The following is a 16,669-nucleotide window of genomic DNA, read 5'->3' as shown; positions in this document are numbered from 1 at the left end:
AGTCAGTAGAAGGTGTCCGCGCAGTCGTAGACGACGCCGTGTTCCGGGCAGACGTACTTGCAGTGGCGGTGGGTCATCGGCCGCTCGCAGAGGGGACAGGGTCGGCCGCCGTCGCTCATACCCGTTCCTCGGTCGATGGCCGCTTGAGTCTTGTTCTCCGCGGTGGCTCCGACTGCGGGACTGCCGCAGACGAGCCGACAAACCGAACGAATTCTAGACGGAGTTCGACGGGTTTTCGAACAACGCCTAATGGCGGTGGCGGACGACTCCGATCTATGACTGGATCTACGCCACTGGCCGATCGGTACCCGCCCGGACTCGGGACTGCAGCGGTCGCACTCGCCGCGGGCGTCGCGGGACTGCTCGGGTCGTTCGGGGCGGCCGGGTTCGCACCGGGGTTCGCCCTCGCACCGGTCGAGAGCACACTCTCGCAGGTGATGCCCGGCGCGGTGATCACCTTCGCGATCACGGTGCTCGGCGACCTCGGCCAGAAGCTCAACGTCGCGCTCGCGGGGTCCATCGTCGCGGGGCTGTACGCACTGGTGATCGGATTGACCATCGGGATCGGCCGGCAACTGAACGCCCGACTCGTGCCCGTCGTCGGCGGACCGGTGGCCGTCTGGGCGATAACCGCGGCGATGACGCTCCGTCCGGTGCTGTCGCTGGGTGCCGCGGTCGGCGCGGGCGTCGTCGTCTGGCTGACGGACCTCTCGCGGTCTGGCGAACGCCTCGCTGGACACCGCGACCCCGACGGCCGTCGCCGCGTTGTCACCGCAGTCGGCACGGCCGCCGCGGCCAGCGCCGTCAGTTTCTCGCTCGGGCGACAGGGACGTTCGAGCGTCAACACCGGCGGCGACGGCAGTGACAGCGGCGAGAATTCGTCCGCGGACTCGGCGATCTACGGCGACGTCGACGTCCCGACGTTCGACGTGGACGACCAGCTCGCCGCCGCTGACGAGCGGGCCTACGACATCGAGGGGATAGAGCCGCTCGTCAGCGAGACGTTCTTCAACGTCTCCTACAGCTCCGTCTCGCCGACGCCCGACGCGGCGGAGTGGGAGCTCTCGGTCACCGGCGAGGTCGAGGAGGAGCTGTCGTACTCCTACGCAGACCTGCGCGAGCGGGAGTTCGAACACCGGTTCGTCACGCTGCGCTGCGTCGGCGAGGGACTCAACGGGCACAAGATGGACACCGCGCTCTGGAGCGGCGTCCCCATCGCGTCCCTGATCGAGGACGCGAAGCCCGACTCCGGGTGCGATTGCGTCATGCTCCGCGCGGCGGACGACTACTACGAGGAGTTCCCCCTCGAGGCGCTGGAGACCGGGATGCTCGCGCTCGGGATGAACGGCCGACCGATCCCCCGCAGTCACGGCGCGCCGGTCCGCGCGCTCATCCCCGGCCACTGGGGGGAGATCAACGTCAAGTGGATCACCGAGATCGAGTTCCTCGACCGCGAGCAGGAGGGCTACTGGGAAGAGAACGGGTGGCACGGCACCGGCCCGGTCAACACCGTCGCCAAACTCCACGCGACCACTCGGACCGACGATGGGCAAGTTCGAGTTGGCGGGCACGCCTACGCCGGCACCCGAGGCATCGAGCGCGTCGAGGTGTCCGTTGACGGCGGGGAGACTTGGGCCGACGCGGAACTCACCGACCCGCTCCCCGGTGCCACCGGCGCCGCCGACGACCCGCCGGAACGCGCGAACGACGCGTGGCGCCAGTGGCAGTACACCTACGACCCGCCCGCCGAGTCCCACGAAGTCGTCGTGCGCGCCACCGACGGCACGGGCGAACTCCAGCCCGAAGAAGAGACCAACGCCTTCCCCAGCGGGCCGACCGGCTGGGTGAGCGAGACGATCGACCCGGATAGCTTGCAGTGACCTCCGAATCGTCGGCGGTCCCAACCAGCACGCATAAATATCACGGTCGAGACAAAAATCCACGAGCGTCGATGGAGAAGGCACTCTGGTATCTGCTCGCCGGGACGCGCGGCGGGGAGAACCGCGCGCGGATCATCCGGTTGCTCGACGACCGGCCGCGCAACGCCAACCGCCTCGCCGACGCGCTCGACGTGGACTACAACACGGTGCGACACCACCTCGACGTGCTACTGGAGCACGACGTGGTCGAGCGCGGCGGCGACGACTACGGCGCGATGTACTTCCTCACGGACCGGTTCGAGCACCACCGCGAGGAGTTCGAGACCATAACCGACCAAATGGAGTGATACACATGGCGATGGGACCCTGGCTGACCGTGGCGACCGCCCTCGCGGGGCTGAACGCCCTGCTACTGGTGGCGCTCGGCGCCGTCTGGCTGCGTAACTACCGCACGTTCGGCACGAACCTGATACTCGGCCTGCTCGCCTTCGCGGGCGTCATGCTGCTGGAGAACCTCGTCGCGGTCTACTACTTCTTCAGCATGCAGATGCTCTACGCCGGCGACCCCGGCGCCCAGCAGGCCGTCGTCGTCCTCCGGGCGCTGCAGTTCCTCGCCCTCCTCTTCCTGACCTACGTGACCATGCAGTGAGGGAGACGTGACGGCGATCTCCCTTCCGACGTGATTCTTCGGCCTCTGATTTTTCTCCACGGCGCGCGCTGTCGCGGCGTTCATGCCGCGACAGCATCGCGCGAGGGATGAGAAGCGCAGCCTGCGAGCATCGCAATCGGCTGGGGAGGGTCGTGGCTGTCTGCGGTGCCGTGCGGGGCGGCATCCTGGTGGACTGAAAGGGCGAGGCGGGCTCGCGTTTATGTAGTCGTCTGAGCGGGCACTATCCGCGCGGGCGGTGCGGAGAGCGCGGATATCCTGCTCAGCGACCGCGAGCCCGCCGAGGGCTTTCATCGCTCAGTGTACTCTGCGGTTGAGATCACTCCTAGCGAGCGCGCCGAGAGCTTTCATCACTTGTTGTCGGTAGTCCCAAAATCAATCGCTAGCAAACGCGTCGAGAGCGATCACCCGGAATCAGATCGAACGACGCCCTCGACCGGCCGGATCAGTCCCAAGCCAGAGCCGATGATCACGCCGGTCAGGTGGCCGACCACGCCGACGCTTGCGGTCCCAGAGGCCAGGTTCGCCAGTCCGAACACGGCCTGAACGACGACGAATCCGCCGAGCAGCACCCACACCCACGTCGCGTCGCCGTGCCAGTCGCCGGTCGCGCGGCGGTAGCGCAGGCTGTCCACCACGGCCAGCGCGGTCATCGCGAGGACGATGCCGCTGGCACCGAGCGTGCCCACGGGTCGGCCGACGCCGACCACCGCGTAGGAGGCGACCTGTGCGGCCGTCGTCGCGATCCCGGATCCGACGACGAGGGCGAGGAACTGCCGACGGCCGAACCGCCGCTCGACGATGCCGCCGAACAGGAGCAACTGCGCGACGCTCGACGTGAGGTGGCGGCCGTCGGTCGGGAGGTGGGCGAGCGGCGCGAGTACCCATCCGACGGAGGGCTCCCGGGTCGCGACGAAGAACTCGACGAACGTCGCGCGGCCGAGGCGGGTCCAGACGTACCACTCGACGGCGAAGACGAAAGCGAAGAGAAGACAGAGCGAGATGGTCGTCGGGACGCTTCGAAGCCAGCGGAGGCCCCGCGCCAGCGGCGACGCGGCGGCCTCGCTCATCTACCTCAACACTCCGACCAGCCGCAGGACTCGCAGGTCTTGCAGCCTTCGGAGTAGTACAGCGACAGCGAGCTACACTCCGGACACTCCGGGCTCTCGCCGGCGTCGATCAGCTCCTGCTGAGCGTCGTCGGTCGCCTGCCCGTCGGGGCCGGCGTCGCTGCCGGGCTTGGCGTCCAGCGAGACCGAGGCGCCGCCGTCGGTCTCGGGTTCGGCAGCCGAGACGTCCTGGTTGGGGTTGCTGTCGTCACGTCGCTCCTCTTCGGCGGTCTCCTCCAGCGTCTGCTGCTGGGGGTAGCCCTTGTCGATCTCGTCGTCGAGGTAGCGACGCAGGGCCGTGCCGATGGCGTCCGGGATGGACTGGATCTGCTCGCCCTTGTCCCAGGCGACCTTCGGACTGCGGATGCCCTGCAGCTCGTCGGCGATCTCTCGCGGGTCCACGCCGGCGCGCAGCGCCGTCGAGATGGTCTTCGCGAGCGCCTCGGTAAAGGAGGCGGTGAAGCCGCCGGAGTTGCCGATGTTGGCGAACAGCTCGAAGGGACGCTCGGCCTCGGGGTCCTCGTTGATGTTGACGTAGAGCTTCCCGTAGCCGGTGTCGATGCGCTGGGTGACGCCGTGGAGGACGTCCGGGCGCGTGCGCTTCTGGGCGTACTCCGGACGGTCGCCGTCGGCGGCCCCGAGCAGCTGCTCGGTCTCGGTCTCGACGGCCGCCTGCACGGCGTCCTCTTCGAGGAAGGCGTCGAACCCGCCGAAGACCTCCTCGATCTGGGCGACGACCTCGCTGGCGTCCATCTCGGAGAACTCGGTGTTCTGGGCGCGCGTGGTGAGCACCTGCTTGCTACGGGTGCCGTCGCGGTAGTAGGTGACGCCCTTCCCGCCGTGGTCGTAGATGTACTCGAAGACCTCCGCGGCGTCCTCGGTCGTGGAGTCGTTGGGCGCGTTGACCGTCTTCGAGATGGCCGAGTCGACGCCCTCCTGGCAGGCGACCTGGATGCCCGCGTGAGCCTTCGCCGAGAGGTCGCCCGTGGTGACGAACAGCTCGCCGACCGCGTCGGGGACCGTCGAGAGGCCGTCGACGCCGTCGAACTCGTTGTTTGCCATCTGCTCCTGGGCCTCTTCCTTCACGGCGTCGATGTCGAGGTCGTTCTCCTCGAGGACGCGGAGGAAGTAGTCGTCGAACTCGACGAGCATCTCGTCGCCCTGGACGTCGTCGGAGACGTTCTTGTAGTAGGCGACGTTGTAGATGGGCTCACAGCCGCCCGTCGTGTTGCCGACCATCGAGGTCGTCCCGGTGGGCGCAATGGTCGTCGTGTTGTGGTTGCGCGTCGGGAAGCCGTCTTCCCACTCGTCGGCGTCGAGGCCGGTCTGCTTCTCGAACCACTCGCGATACTGGGTCGGGTTCGCGAACTTCGAGTTGTCCCACTCCTCGAAGGTCCCGCGGTCCTGGGCGAGTTCGTGGCTGGCCCACTTGGACTGGTGGTTGATGTGGCGCATCAGCTGGCGGGCGACCTCGTTGGAGACGTCGTCGCCGTACTTCATGCCCAGCTGGATGTACAGCTGCGCCAGGCCCATGATGCCGAGGCCGATCTTGCGCATCTCCCGGACGGTCTGCTCGATCTTCGGGACCGGGAAGTCCGACATCGTGACGACGTTCTCGAGGAACCGCGTCCCCATCTCGATGCGGTGGTCGAACTCCTCGAAGTCGATCGCGTCCTCGAGGAATGCGTCGACGGCCGACTCCAGCGAGTCGTACTCGTCGCCGTGGTCGTCGTACCAGACGCGCCAGTCCGGCGCGTCGCGGGCGGCCAGCGTCGAGAGGTTGATGTGCCCGAGGTTGCAGGCCTCGTACTCCTCCAGCGGCTGCTCGCCGCAGGGGTTGGTCGCGAGGATGCGGTGGTCCGGGTGCTCCTCGACGTCGAAGGAGTGTTCCTTGTTGACGCGTTCGAGGTAGATGACGCCCGGTTCCCCGTTCTCGTGGGCGCCCTGGACGATGCGCTCCCAGATCTTCTGTGCGGGAACGGAGAGCACTTCGCCGACCTCGACGTGCTCGCCGAGGTCGAACATCTCGTAGAGTTCCTTCGTCTCGGCGGTGGCGACGTGGGGCTCGCCCGTCCGCGGGTTGGTGAAGGTGTACTCCTCGTCGTTCTTGACGGCCTCCATGAAGTCGTCGGTGATCCCGACGGAGATGTTGAAGTTAGAGAGGTGGCCTTCGACGGCGTTGCGGAGGTGCTTGGGCACCTTGCCGTCCTCGTCGATGAGTTCGCGGGCCTCTTCGAGCGCGTCGGCGAAGGAGTTGTGCGTGAAGTCGTCCGGGTCGTTCAGACGGAGCGTGTGTGCGAGCGAGACGTCCTTGTTCTTCGCGTGGATGAACTGGATGACGTCCGGGTGCGAGATACGCATGACGCCCATCTGTGCGCCCCGACGGGCGCCCCCCTGCGCGATGGTCTCGCACATCTGGTCGAACGTCCGCATGAAGGTGATCGGACCCGACGCGATACCCCCCGTCGAGCCGACCGCGTCCCCGTACGGGCGGAGCCGCCAGAAGGCATAGCCCATGCCGCCGCCGGACTGGAAGACCTGTGCCGCTTCCTTGGCGGTCTGGTGGATGTCGTCGATGTCGTCCTCGGGCGAGTCGACGAAACAGGCCGACAGCTGCTGGAGTTCGTCGCCGGCGTTCATCAGCGTCGGCGAGTTCGGCATGAAGGACAGATCCTCCATCAGCGTCTGGAACTCCTCGGCCGTCTCCTCGACGTGTCCGCGTACCTCGTCCGGAAGCTCCGGGACGACGGTGTCGTAGGAGAACTTGTTGACGTTGTACTGCGTGAGCGCCGTCTCGACGTCGTCCTCGGCCGTGGTCCCCTTGCCGAAGACTTCCTCGGCCAGCTCGTCCCGGCGCGGGTGGTCGGGCTTGAGCTGCTCGGGCGTGACGGTGACCTCGACGTCCTGTTTCTCGGCCTCGTAGACGGCCTCCGCGAGCGCGATGTTCTTCGCGACGCGGACGAAGAGATCCTCCTGCTGTTCGATGAGTTCACCGTCGGCGTCCTTGCGCAGATACCGCGCCGGCAGAATGTTGTGATACGCGTTGCCGGTCAGGCGCTCCTCTAACGTCGCCCCTTCGGTGCGCTTGATCGGCAGGTCGATGTCGTCGACCGAGAGATCGGCGTTACTCATGCGTCGCACCCCTCCGCGTGGCGATACAGGCACCGGATCGAGAGCGTGTCCGCTGTGGCCTCATACCTATCATTTGTGACGGAATTTCTGTTTGTCTGGATCCCAAATAACCCTTTGGTTGCGGGAATCTGTCGCGCTGTACAGGTGTCTGAATTCCGATAGTCGCGCCGCTACAGACGATCCCGACTGTGTAACCGTGCGTTCTGTTTCATACGGCGAGCGTCTATTAAGGCTAGTCGGACCAGAGTGAAAGTTATTCGGACTGGCGGAAAAACGCATGACTACGGCCGGATTTGCAATGGAAGAAATGGGGGGTCCGAGTTCTGGCTCCGATCGGAGACCGATTCCGCTCGAAGTATTTGGTTAGATTTCCATAGTTCTAAACTTTCTTATGGAAACAGGGTGGAACGGGTCAGACCGGCGTTGCTACGTCGATCGCCGAAAGGGCCGAGAAATTATATAAGAAATGTGGTCTTTTGAGTGGATTTCGATCCGGCGCGCCCGAGCGGTGCGTCCCTGCGGCCAGACACGTTTTCAGATCGAGACGTGCGCAACAGCGATCCGTCGTTCCGCAGTCGCCAGCTGGCTCGCGTGCGACTACTTCCCGCTCGCTATCCGTGTGCGAGATGGTTCACTGTGAGAACTGTGATACCGGTCTGCGAGAACCGCAATACCGGCGACTAACCGGATAATTCGCGGTGAAGAAACGGCGTAGTGGACTCGCGGGGATTTGAACCCCGGGCCTCTTCCTTGCGAAGGAAGCGATCTACCGCTGATCTACGAGCCCGCGTATATCGCTCGTGGCGCAGAGGGGATAAGTCCTGCGCGTGAGAGCGGCTTTGGGGATCAGTCACACGCCGTCGCCGTCGGGCGACTGGGCGACTGTGGCGGCGCGTGCCGCCGTCCCCTCTCTTCGCTTAGTCCTCGAGGACGATCTCGATCGACACGTCGTTCGGGACCTGAATGCGCATCAGCTGGCGCAGGGCGCGCTCGTCCGCGTCGATGTCGATGAGACGCTTGTGGACGCGCATCTCCCAGTGTTCCCACGTCGCCGTCCCCTCGCCGTCGGGGGACTTGCGCGTGGGGACCTCGAGCGTCTTGGTCGGGAGCGGGATGGGCCCCGACAGCTCGACGCCGGTCTTGTTGGCGATGTCGTTGACCTCGCCGCAGATCGAATCGAGGTCTTCGGGACTGGTGCCGGCCAGCCTGACGCGTGCTTGCTGCATGAGTTAGTCGCGCTCGTTGACGGACATGACCTGACCCGCTGCGATGGTCTGGCCCATGTCGCGGATGGCGAAGCTCCCCAGTTCGGGGATCTCGTTGGCGGACTCGATGCTGAGCGGCTTCTGCGGACGGATGGTGACGACCGCTGCGTCGCCGTTCTGGATGAAGTCCGGGTTCTCCTCTTCGGCCTCGCCCGTGGCGGGGTCGATCTTCTGGTCGATGGACTCGATGGTACACGCGACCTGCGAGGTGTGCGCGTGGAAGACCGGCGTGTAACCCGCCGTGATCACGGACGGGTGCTGCATCACGACGATGCGAGCCTGGAAGGTCTCGGCGACCGACGGCGGGTCGTCGGCGGGGCCACAGACGTCACCGCGGCGGATGTCGTCCTGGCCGATGCCGCGGACGTTGAATCCGACGTTGTCACCGGGGCCGGCCTGGGGCACCTCTTCGTGGTGCATCTCGATGGTCTTGACCTCGCCACCGACGTCAGACGGCTGGAACGAGACATCGTCGCCCGTGTTGAGCATCCCAGTCTCGACGCGTCCGACGGGGACGGTACCGATGCCGGAGATGGTGTAGACGTCCTGAATCGGGAGTCGGAGCGGCGCGTCCGTCGGCGGCTCCGGCTCGGGCAGCGCGTTGAGCGCTTCGAGCAGAATCTCGCCGTCGTACCAGTCCGTGTTCTCGGACTCGCTGGCGATGTTGTCGCCCTCGAAGGCCGAGACGGGGATGAACTTCGCGTTCTCCGTGTCGAAGCGGACCTGGTTGAGCAGGTCGGTGACTTCCTCGACGGCTTCCTGGTAGCGACCTTCCTCGTAGTCGACGAGGTCCATCTTGTTGATGGCGACGATCATCTCACCGATGCCCAGCGTGCGGGCCAGGAAGACGTGCTCCTGGGTCTGCGGCTGGACGCCGTCGTCGGCGGCGACCACGAGCACGGCGTTGTCCGCCTGGGACGCGCCCGTGATCATGTTCTTGACGAAGTCGCGGTGGCCCGGACAGTCGACGATGGTGAAGAAGTACTCGTCGGTGTCGAACTCCTGGTGGGCGATGTCGATGGTGACACCGCGCTCGCGCTCCTCGGCGAGGTTGTCCATGACGTAGGCGAACTCGAAGCCGCCCTTGCCCTTCTCCTCGGCCTCTTCTTTGTGCTGTTCGATCACGTGCTCGGGGACGCTGCCCGTCTCGTAGAGCAGTCGCCCGACGAGTGTGCTCTTCCCGTGGTCAACGTGGCCGATGATGGCCAAGTTCTGGTGCGGTTTGTCTTCGCTCATTGTTGTATCTCACGCGCAGAGGCGCTATGTGGGAATCTTTTGGCGGTTGGTGTTAAAACCATTTCGATAGCGAATCCAGAGCATCCCGCCGCCGTCTTGCGATTTGGCAACCGCTCTCACGGACCGCGGGGCCGACGGACCGCGGCGGACGAGCGTCGACCAGATCGAACCACGGCAAGCGATCACGGACCGGGCGCTACCGAGAAACTGGGTGGTCGACGAAGGGCACGTGAATCGTGAGTACCCGGCAGAAACGCTGTTCAGTCGCGGTCCAGCCGACCCACGTCCGCCAGCACGGCGGACGCGGTCTCCGGTCCGCCCGCACCGCGCCCCGAGACGTTGAGGCGACCGGCGTGCTCGGTTTCGAGCTGGACGATGTTGTTCGTGCCCGTCACCGCGAGCGTCCCGTTTTCGGGGACGAGTCGCGGGCCGACGCGCACCTCGCCCGCGGGCGTGACCTCGCCGATGAGCCGGACGGTCCGTCCGTCCTCGGTGGCAAGATCGAGCGCGCTCCCGGGGATCTCCTCGATGCCGTCGACCTCGGCGTCCGCCAGCGAGTACTCCCGACCGTTGCCGTGCAGGACGTTCGCGAGGATGACGAACTTCAGCGCGGCGTCGGTCCCGTCGACGTCGAAGGTCGGGTCGGCCTCGGCGACGCCCAGGTCCTGTGCCTCCGCGAGGACGTGCTCGTAGTCCAGTCCCTCCGCGGCCATGCGCGTGAGGATGAAGTTCGCAGTCCCGTTGAGGACGCCCCGGACGGCCGTGATGTGGTCGGCATCGAAGTCGGCGATCGTCGAGAGGACGGGCATCGCCCCGCCGACCGTCGCCTCGAACAGGACCTGCCCGTCGCTCGCCCGCTCCAGTTCGCGCAGGTCGCCGTAGCGCTCGGCGACCGGCCCCTTGTTCGCCAGCACGACGTGGCGGTCGCGTTCGAGCGCGGTCCGGACGTGGCCGAAACCGGGCTGGGCGTCGCCCAGCGTGGTCGGCGTCGCCTCGACGAGCACGTCGTACTCGGCGTCGAGTGCGTCCTCGGGCGCATCGCTTCCGACGACGTCGTCACTGCGCTTGGCCTCGAGCGCCGCCTCCACGTCGATCCCGTCGGCGTCGACGGCCGCCGACGAGGAGTCGGTGAGGCCGGTGACGGTGTGGCCGTAATCCGCGGCGAGTTCCGCGACCGACGCGCCGACCGCACCGGCGCCGAGGATCGCGAGTTTCATGCCGCATCACCTACCGTGAGCGGCTCGATCAGCCGAAGATCCTTCCGATCGACGATGTCGCGCAGCGCCGCGAGCGTCGAGTCGGTCTCGCCCTCCTCGGTAGCGAGGCGTAGTCGGGCGCTCGATACGTCGTCGGTCCCTTCCGGCGCCGACAGCGACAGATCCGTGACCGTCGCGTCGGTCGACTGCTGGATCTGCGAGAGCGTATCCGAGAGGTCGCTGTCGACGATGTGACCCGAGACGACGATGGTCAGCGACTCGCTGTAGTGCTGGGTGCCGGCCTGGATGACGTTGATACCGGCCTCGCGTAGCGCGTCGACGATCTCGTCGAACCGTTCGGGCGTCGCTTCGAGGTCGACCTCGACGGGGATGTGTCCGCGGGGCGTGAGATTCCCGCGCTCGTGGAAGATAGAGAGTAGGTTGCCGCCGGTGTCGGCGATCGGGTGGAGCGCCCGGAGGAGTTCGCCCGGCTCGTCGACGAGTTCGAGTCTCACTGTGTACGCTCGTACCTCGTCGGTCGAGTCGCTCATCGCCCGATCACCTCCCTGGTGCGCTCGCGTGCGCTCATTAGGGAAAGCTCACAGGGGGCGAGTATATCAATCCGGTCATTCCGCTCGTCCCGACGCCGGCCGCGGGGACGACGGAACCGATACTTATTACTGACATGTCGCTGTAGCTACGCCCGTAATGCCCTCCAGTAGTGTTCCGACCGGAGTATTGCGCAGTACAGCCGCCAAGGCTGTCGTCGCCGTCGCGTTTATCGCGATCGGTGGCGTCGCCGCGGCGCAGATCGGCGTCTTCAGCGGCGCCATGCAGGAAGACCACGACTCACTCGAACACGTACCCGACGACGTCGACAGCGTGGCAACGCTCGACGTGAGCGTCGTTCAGGAGGACGTGAGCGCGACGCTCTACGGGGCGGCCTACAACGCGACCGTCGGCGCGAGCGCGAGTGACGACGAGTCCCCGGCGACCGCGACCCCCGGGGACGAGGAAGACGACGATAGCGACGCGTTCGAAGACGACAGCATGACCACGATGTCGCCGGCCGAGATGGTGCCGGCGAACCTCTCGGCGGCGCTCGACGAGACCGAGAACCAGACCGGTCTCGACCCGCGTGCGGCCGACGAGGTCGTCATGTTCAACCAGCAGCGCAACTACAGCCAGCCCCAGTACTCGGCTGCTATCGTCTACGCTGACTGGGCCGAAGACGACGTCATCGCTGCTGTGTCCAACAGCAGTGACGAGGAGTACGAGAACACGACCGTCAACGGCGTGACGGTCTACCAGCCCGTCGAGAACGAGAACGAGAGCGAGGAAGACGACATCAGCTTCGGGCCGCCCGAGCCCGAGGAGTGGATCGCCGTCCTCGAGGACGGCGAGTACGTCTTCGGGACCCAGCACGCCGTCAACGACACGATCGACGTCGCCGTGGGCGACGCCGACTCGGTCGACGGCGACCTGGCGTCGGCCTACGATGACACCCGCGACGACGGCTACCTCCGCTACGCGCAGCGGTCCCAGAACGTCAACATCACGCAGATCAACCGGACGATGGGCCAGTCGACGGGCCTGAACGTCACCGCGTACGCGCAGGCGTACAACGACCTCCACGTCACCTCGGGTTCGTACTACATCGGGGAGGACGACACGCTCGGCTTCGAGTCCCGCATCCTGACGAACTCCACGGACACGGCACAGGACGTCCAGGACATCACGCAGGGGTTCATCTCCATCCAGGCGGGGGCCATCCAGAACGAGACCCTCGAAGACCAGCTCCGCTCGACGAACGTGACCCGTGACGGGACGACCGTGACCGTCACCCGCGAGACGTCCGTCGACACCGCCGTAACGCTCATCAAGTGGTACGGCTCCATCCTGACTGACACCGGATCGACCACCGGAGCTGCGACCGGTAGCGCGAGTGCGAGCGCGACCGCAGAGGGCACCGCCTAAGGGCCACCGCCCTTCTTTTCTCGCATGGCTGTCGGACCGTTCGCCGAGAAGGAGCTACGCTGGCTGCGACGAAACTGGCGAGCGGTCGCGCTGGTGTTCGTCCTCGCCCCCGCACTCTTTGGCCTCGCGACGGCGTCGTTCGACCGCACGGTCCCCCGCGACGTCCCGGTCGCTGTCGCCCCTGCCGACGACGCCGTCACCGAGGACGAACTGCGGGCCGTCGGCGGCCTCACGCGATCGGTCGCCGCACCCCAGCAGTTCGACTCGTCGGCCGCTGCGCGAACCGCGCTCGACCGCGAGCGTGTCTACGGCATCGTCACCGTCGACCACGGCCTCTACGAGTCTGGCGCGAACGTGACGCTCTCGGTGTCGGTCGCCGGCGGGATGGCGACCTACGTCGAACCGTCCCGCGTGGTAACGAACGCGCTACGCGAGCGCGCCGCTGTCTTCCCCTCGACGGTCACCGTCGAGCGACACCTCGTCGGCCCCGAGCGCACGCTCTCGGAGTTCCTCTTCGCGACGGGACTTCTCTACCTGCTCGCCGGGTACGCGTTCACCTACGTGCCGTACCACCTCGCCCGCGAGCAACGGGTGTTCGACCGGGTCCGCGTCGAGTCGTCGCTGTGGGCGTTGCTGGGCGCTAAGGCCGCCCTGCTGACCGCTCTCGGCGCGGCTGCGCTCGGGAGCATGGGCCTCGTCGGCGCCGCGCTCGGCTACCGTGTCGACGTCGCCGACCCCGTCGGGCTGGCCGTCCTCGGCTTGACGGGCGCCAGTCTCGTCGCCGTGAGCCTCGGCGTTTCCTTCTGGACGCGATTCTCGGTGACCGGCCGGTTCGCCAACGTCGCGCTGCTCGCCGGGATCGTCGCGTTCTCGAACCCGGTGTATCCGGCCGGGTTCTTCTCGGCGGTCCGCGGCGCGATCTCCTCGTGGATGCCGACCTACCACGCGACGGTCGTCGTCCGCGGCTTGACCCTCTCGGAGCACTCGCCCGCCCTCTTCACCGACCGGCTCCTCTTCGTCGTCGGGGTCGCCGTCGCTTCGCTGTGCTGGCTCGTCGCCGCAGTCGTCCGCTACGAGCGAGGTGGACAGGATGGCTGAGATACGGCTCGACGGCGTACGGAAGCGCTACGACGGCGTCACCGTCCTCAACGGGGTCGACCTCCGGATCGGGCAGGGCGACCTGCACGCCATCGTCGGCCCGAACGGGTCGGGCAAGTCCACGCTGTTCTCGCTCGTGCTTGGCCTCTCCCGTCCCTCCGGGGGGACGATCCACCGACCGGATGACCGGATCGGCTGCAGCTTCCAGCAGCCCAGCGTCTACCCGGGGCTGACGGTCGACGAGAACCTGCAGGTGTTCGCGTCGATGGGTGACGCCAGCGACGACTGGGTCGAACGACTCCGTGAGGACCTCGGCCTCGACGCCGTCGGATCGCGGATCGTGAGCGAGCTCTCTGGCGGCTACCAGCGGTTGCTCGACGTTGCGCTCGCGTTCGTCCGCCAGCCCGCGTTCGCGTTCCTCGACGAACCGCTCGACGAACTCGACGACGCGGCCCGCGAACGGGTGGTCGAGTTCGTCACCGACTACTGTGAAGGCGAGCGCACGGTCGTCGTCTCGACCCACCACCTCGACGCGTTCGGCCCGTCGCTGGACCGCCTCACCGTCCTCGCTGACGGCAAAATCGCCTTCGACGACCGCGTCGGCGGCCGCGACGACCACCGCGAGCTGTATCGGGAACTGGTGTCGTAGCGGCTCAACTGATTGAAAAGGGCAGTACCGCGCAGAGAGAAAGCATTCGTGCGAGCGAAGCGAGCGCGATTCACCGGCCGCGAAGCGGCCGGCCTTTTTCACCCATGTTTTTGCCGGTCGGGTTCTCCGCAGGGAGCGCAGCGACCGAGGAAACCCGGCCGGCAAAAACATGGAAACCAGGTGGTTTAGAAGTAGTCGATCGCTTCGTGGAGTTCCTGCTTCATGCCCTTGCGCTCGCGGATCTCCATGATGGTCTCGCGCTGGAGGTTGTCGGCCATGACCTGGAAGCCGGCGTTCTCGGTGTTCCAGGAGGCGCGGCCCTCGGTGGCCGAGCGGATGTCCGAGGAGAAGCCGATCATCTCGTCGACGGGCGCGACGCCCTCGACGACCATGAGGTCGCCTTCCTGGTACATGTCGTCGACGCGGCCACGACGACCCTGGATCTCGCCGGACGCGGCGCCCATGTGGTCGTTCGGGACGTCGATGCGGACTTCCTGGATCGGCTCGAGCAGGCGGACCTCGGCGTCGATGAGGGCGTTGTGGATCGCCTGTCGCGTCGCCGGGATGACCTGCGCGGGACCGCGGTGGATGGCGTCCTCGTGGAGTCGCGCGTCGTGGAGACGGATGAGCGAACCCTGGACGGGCTCCGCGGCGAGCGGGCCGTCGTTGAGGGCTTCCTCCATCCCTTCGAGGACGAGTTCCATCGTCTCGTTGAGGTGCTGGATACCCTTCGTGTCGTCGATGATGACGTTCGTGTTGTGGATGTGCTCTACGTTCTGGGAGGTGTCCTTGTCCATGCCGGCTTCCTGGAGCGCCTCGCGGCGTTCCAGTTCCGGCATGTCCATGGACGCCTCGCCGAGCTGGATGGCCTCGACGATGTCCTCGTCGAGCGGCGTCACGGTGATGTAGAAGCGGTTGTGACGGTTCGGCGAGATGCCCTCGACCTCGCGGGAGTCGCCCTGGGGGGCCTCGCGGAAGACGACGATCGGTTCGCCGGTGTTGATCGGGATGCCCTGGTTGCGCTCGATGCGCTGGCCGATGACCTCCAGGTGGAGCTCACCCTGACCGGAGATGAGGTGCTCGCCGGTGTCCTCGTTGATCTCGATCTGGATGGTCGGGTCTTCCTTGGCGACCTGCTGGAGCGTCTCGATGAGCTTCGGCAGGTCGTCCATGTTCTGGGCCTCGACGGACTTCGTGATGACCGGCTCGGAGATGTGCTCGATGGACTCGAAGGGCGTCATCTCGACGCTGGAGACCGTGGAACCGGCGATGGCGTCCTTGAGGCCGGTGACGGCGGCGATGTTCCCGGCGGGGACGCGGTCGACCTCCTCGCGCTCGCCGCCCATGTAGATGCCGACGGACTGGACCCGGTTCTTCCCGGCGGTGCCGGAGACGTACAGCTCCTGGCCCTTCTCGAGGGTACCCGAGAAGACGCGGCCGGCGGCGATCTCTCCGGCGTGGGGGTCGATACCGATGTCGGTGACCATCAGGACGACTTCGCCCTCCTCGTCGACCAGCTGCATCGTCTCGGCGACGTCGGAGTCGGCGTCGCCGCGCCAGATGCGCGGGATACGACGGGGCTGGGCGTCGATGGGGTTCGGGAAGTGCTCACAGACCATGTCGAGGACGACGTCCGACAGGGGCGTCCGCTCGTGGAGCTCCTGTCGCTTGTCGGCCCGTTCGAGGTCGATGATCTCGCCGAAGTCCATGCCCGTGCGCTGCATCGAGGGCATCGAGACGCCCCACTTGTAGAGGGCGGACCCGAAGCCGACGGTGCCTTCCTCGACGCCGACGGTCCAGTCCTCGTCGATGTCGTCCATCTCCTCGGTCATCCCGCGGATGAGCTCGTTGACGTCGCGGATGACCGCGAGCAGACGCTCCTGCATCTCCTCGGGCCCCTCCTGGAGCTCGGAGATGAGGCGGTCGACCTTGTTGATGAACAGGGTCGGCTTGACGCCCTCGCGGAGCGCCTGTCGCAGGACGGTCTCGGTCTGGGGCATCGCGCCCTCGACGGCGTCGACGACCACGAGCGCGCCGTCGACGGCGCGCATCGCGCGGGTCACGTCGCCACCGAAGTCGACGTGGCCCGGCGTGTCGATGAGGTTGATGAGGTGGTTGGTGTCCTCGTACTCGTGGGTCATCGAGACGTTCGCGGCGTCGATGGTGATACCGCGTTCCTGCTCGTCCTCCTCGGTGTCCATCGCGAGCTGCTCGCCCGCGGTGTCGTCGGAGATCATGCCCGCACCGGCGAGCAGGTTGTCAGTAAGCGTCGTCTTGCCGTGGTCGACGTGAGCGGCGATGGCGATGTTCCGGATGTTCTCCGGCTCGTCCATCAGTGTCTCACATTCCTGTACGATCTTTTTGCGTCGGCCCATTATACGGCTTTCTATCAATGGGGGCGTCAAAAGGGTGCTGTTTCCAGCCGGGTACGACAGGGTGGAGCATGCAATCCGAAGTTCGT

The 16,669-nt window shown here is 66.4% G+C and carries 14 protein-coding genes and 1 tRNA gene; 6 read left to right on the top strand and 9 right to left on the bottom strand.

Features of this window, described 5'->3' with window-relative positions:
• Positions 1 to 2: 2 nt before the first annotated feature.
• The gene (locus tag AB2U09_RS09800; RefSeq protein WP_459192533.1) at positions 3 to 119 is read right to left on the bottom strand and encodes an HVO_2523 family zinc finger protein; all 117 of its coding nucleotides are present in this window, start codon (positions 117 to 119) and stop codon (positions 3 to 5) included.
• Positions 120 to 275: 156 nt separating this feature from the next.
• Between AB2U09_RS09800 and AB2U09_RS09795 the strand changes: the two genes are divergently transcribed.
• The 3 genes from AB2U09_RS09795 (at position 276) to AB2U09_RS09785 (ending at position 2,529) form a co-directional block, all read left to right on the top strand.
• Complete coding sequence (locus tag AB2U09_RS09795) at positions 276 to 1,880, top strand: molybdopterin-dependent oxidoreductase (protein WP_459192532.1); 1,605 nt, start codon at positions 276 to 278, stop codon at positions 1,878 to 1,880.
• A gap of 71 nt (positions 1,881 to 1,951) precedes the next feature.
• On the top strand, positions 1,952 to 2,227 hold the full coding sequence (locus AB2U09_RS09790; protein ID WP_459192531.1) for a winged helix-turn-helix domain-containing protein: 276 nt from the start codon (positions 1,952 to 1,954) through the stop codon (positions 2,225 to 2,227).
• Positions 2,228 to 2,232: 5 nt separating this feature from the next.
• Positions 2,233 to 2,529 carry a DUF8036 family membrane protein gene (locus AB2U09_RS09785; protein WP_459192530.1) on the top strand — a complete coding sequence of 99 codons (297 nt, stop codon included), beginning with the start codon at positions 2,233 to 2,235 and terminating at the stop codon, positions 2,527 to 2,529.
• A 422-nt stretch (positions 2,530 to 2,951) separates the two neighbouring features.
• Here the strand turns inward: AB2U09_RS09785 and AB2U09_RS09780 are convergent, their stop codons facing one another.
• From AB2U09_RS09780 to AB2U09_RS09750, 7 genes are all read right to left on the bottom strand, one after another.
• Complete coding sequence (locus tag AB2U09_RS09780) at positions 2,952 to 3,617, bottom strand: rhomboid family intramembrane serine protease (RefSeq protein WP_459192529.1); 666 nt, start codon at positions 3,615 to 3,617, stop codon at positions 2,952 to 2,954.
• A gap of 5 nt (positions 3,618 to 3,622) precedes the next feature.
• A complete protein-coding gene (locus AB2U09_RS09775) occupies positions 3,623 to 6,787 on the bottom strand; it encodes an adenosylcobalamin-dependent ribonucleoside-diphosphate reductase (protein WP_459192528.1) in 3,165 nt (1,054 codons plus the stop codon).
• Positions 6,788 to 7,502: 715 nt separating this feature from the next.
• Positions 7,503 to 7,574: transfer RNA gene (locus AB2U09_RS09770), tRNA-Ala, on the bottom strand.
• Positions 7,575 to 7,704: 130 nt separating this feature from the next.
• Positions 7,705 to 8,013, bottom strand: a complete 309-nt coding sequence (gene rpsJ, locus AB2U09_RS09765) for a 30S ribosomal protein S10 (protein ID WP_006885248.1) — start codon at positions 8,011 to 8,013, stop codon at positions 7,705 to 7,707.
• 3 nt (positions 8,014 to 8,016) lie between these two features.
• Positions 8,017 to 9,288, bottom strand: a complete 1,272-nt coding sequence (tuf, locus tag AB2U09_RS09760; protein ID WP_459192527.1) for a translation elongation factor EF-1 subunit alpha — start codon at positions 9,286 to 9,288, stop codon at positions 8,017 to 8,019.
• Positions 9,289 to 9,548: 260 nt separating this feature from the next.
• Positions 9,549 to 10,505 carry a homoserine dehydrogenase gene (locus AB2U09_RS09755; protein WP_459192526.1) on the bottom strand — a complete coding sequence of 319 codons (957 nt, stop codon included), beginning with the start codon at positions 10,503 to 10,505 and terminating at the stop codon, positions 9,549 to 9,551.
• A complete protein-coding gene (locus tag AB2U09_RS09750; protein ID WP_459192525.1) occupies positions 10,502 to 11,035 on the bottom strand; it encodes an amino acid-binding protein in 534 nt (177 codons plus the stop codon). The genes AB2U09_RS09755 and AB2U09_RS09750 overlap by 4 nt, the downstream gene beginning before the upstream one ends.
• Positions 11,036 to 11,192: 157 nt before the next feature.
• Here AB2U09_RS09750 and AB2U09_RS09745 point away from each other — a divergent pair, with 157 nt between their 5' ends.
• From AB2U09_RS09745 to AB2U09_RS09735, 3 genes are read left to right on the top strand one after another with little or no spacing between them, the layout of a single operon-like run.
• On the top strand, positions 11,193 to 12,461 hold the full coding sequence (locus tag AB2U09_RS09745) for a hypothetical protein (RefSeq protein WP_459192524.1): 1,269 nt from the start codon (positions 11,193 to 11,195) through the stop codon (positions 12,459 to 12,461).
• Between the two features lie 24 nt (positions 12,462 to 12,485).
• A complete protein-coding gene (locus tag AB2U09_RS09740; protein ID WP_459192523.1) occupies positions 12,486 to 13,559 on the top strand; it encodes an ABC transporter permease in 1,074 nt (357 codons plus the stop codon).
• Positions 13,552 to 14,208 carry an ABC transporter ATP-binding protein gene (locus AB2U09_RS09735; protein ID WP_459192522.1) on the top strand — a complete coding sequence of 219 codons (657 nt, stop codon included), beginning with the start codon at positions 13,552 to 13,554 and terminating at the stop codon, positions 14,206 to 14,208. Before AB2U09_RS09740 ends, AB2U09_RS09735 begins: the two co-directional genes overlap by 8 nt.
• Positions 14,209 to 14,393: 185 nt before the next feature.
• Here the strand turns inward: AB2U09_RS09735 and AB2U09_RS09730 are convergent, their stop codons facing one another.
• The gene (locus AB2U09_RS09730) at positions 14,394 to 16,583 is read right to left on the bottom strand and encodes an elongation factor EF-2 (RefSeq protein WP_459192521.1); all 2,190 of its coding nucleotides are present in this window, start codon (positions 16,581 to 16,583) and stop codon (positions 14,394 to 14,396) included.
• Positions 16,584 to 16,669 lie beyond the last annotated feature (86 nt).

The sequence above is a fragment of the Halosimplex yunnanense genome (assembly GCF_054504345.1).
The sequence above is the reverse complement of the archived record's forward strand: the minus strand, read 5'-3'. Positions and strand labels throughout refer to the sequence as shown.

Coding starts and splice junctions, on each gene's coding strand:
- AB2U09_RS09740 (WP_459192523.1), top strand. CDS start 12,486: ATGGCTGTCGGACCGTTCGCCGAGAAGGAGCTACGCTGGCTGCGACGA.
- AB2U09_RS09735 (WP_459192522.1), top strand. CDS start 13,552: ATGGCTGAGATACGGCTCGACGGCGTACGGAAGCGCTACGACGGCGTC.
- AB2U09_RS09750 (WP_459192525.1), bottom strand. CDS start 11,035: ATGAGCGACTCGACCGACGAGGTACGAGCGTACACAGTGAGACTCGAA.
- AB2U09_RS09795 (WP_459192532.1), top strand. CDS start 276: ATGACTGGATCTACGCCACTGGCCGATCGGTACCCGCCCGGACTCGGG.
- AB2U09_RS09745 (WP_459192524.1), top strand. CDS start 11,193: ATGCCCTCCAGTAGTGTTCCGACCGGAGTATTGCGCAGTACAGCCGCC.
- AB2U09_RS09775 (WP_459192528.1), bottom strand. CDS start 6,787: ATGAGTAACGCCGATCTCTCGGTCGACGACATCGACCTGCCGATCAAG.
- AB2U09_RS09785 (WP_459192530.1), top strand. CDS start 2,233: ATGGCGATGGGACCCTGGCTGACCGTGGCGACCGCCCTCGCGGGGCTG.
- AB2U09_RS09755 (WP_459192526.1), bottom strand. CDS start 10,505: ATGAAACTCGCGATCCTCGGCGCCGGTGCGGTCGGCGCGTCGGTCGCG.
- rpsJ (WP_006885248.1), bottom strand. CDS start 8,013: ATGCAGCAAGCACGCGTCAGGCTGGCCGGCACCAGTCCCGAAGACCTC.
- AB2U09_RS09730 (WP_459192521.1), bottom strand. CDS start 16,583: ATGGGCCGACGCAAAAAGATCGTACAGGAATGTGAGACACTGATGGAC.
- AB2U09_RS09780 (WP_459192529.1), bottom strand. CDS start 3,617: ATGAGCGAGGCCGCCGCGTCGCCGCTGGCGCGGGGCCTCCGCTGGCTT.
- AB2U09_RS09800 (WP_459192533.1), bottom strand. CDS start 119: ATGAGCGACGGCGGCCGACCCTGTCCCCTCTGCGAGCGGCCGATGACC.
- tuf (WP_459192527.1), bottom strand. CDS start 9,288: ATGAGCGAAGACAAACCGCACCAGAACTTGGCCATCATCGGCCACGTT.
- AB2U09_RS09790 (WP_459192531.1), top strand. CDS start 1,952: ATGGAGAAGGCACTCTGGTATCTGCTCGCCGGGACGCGCGGCGGGGAG.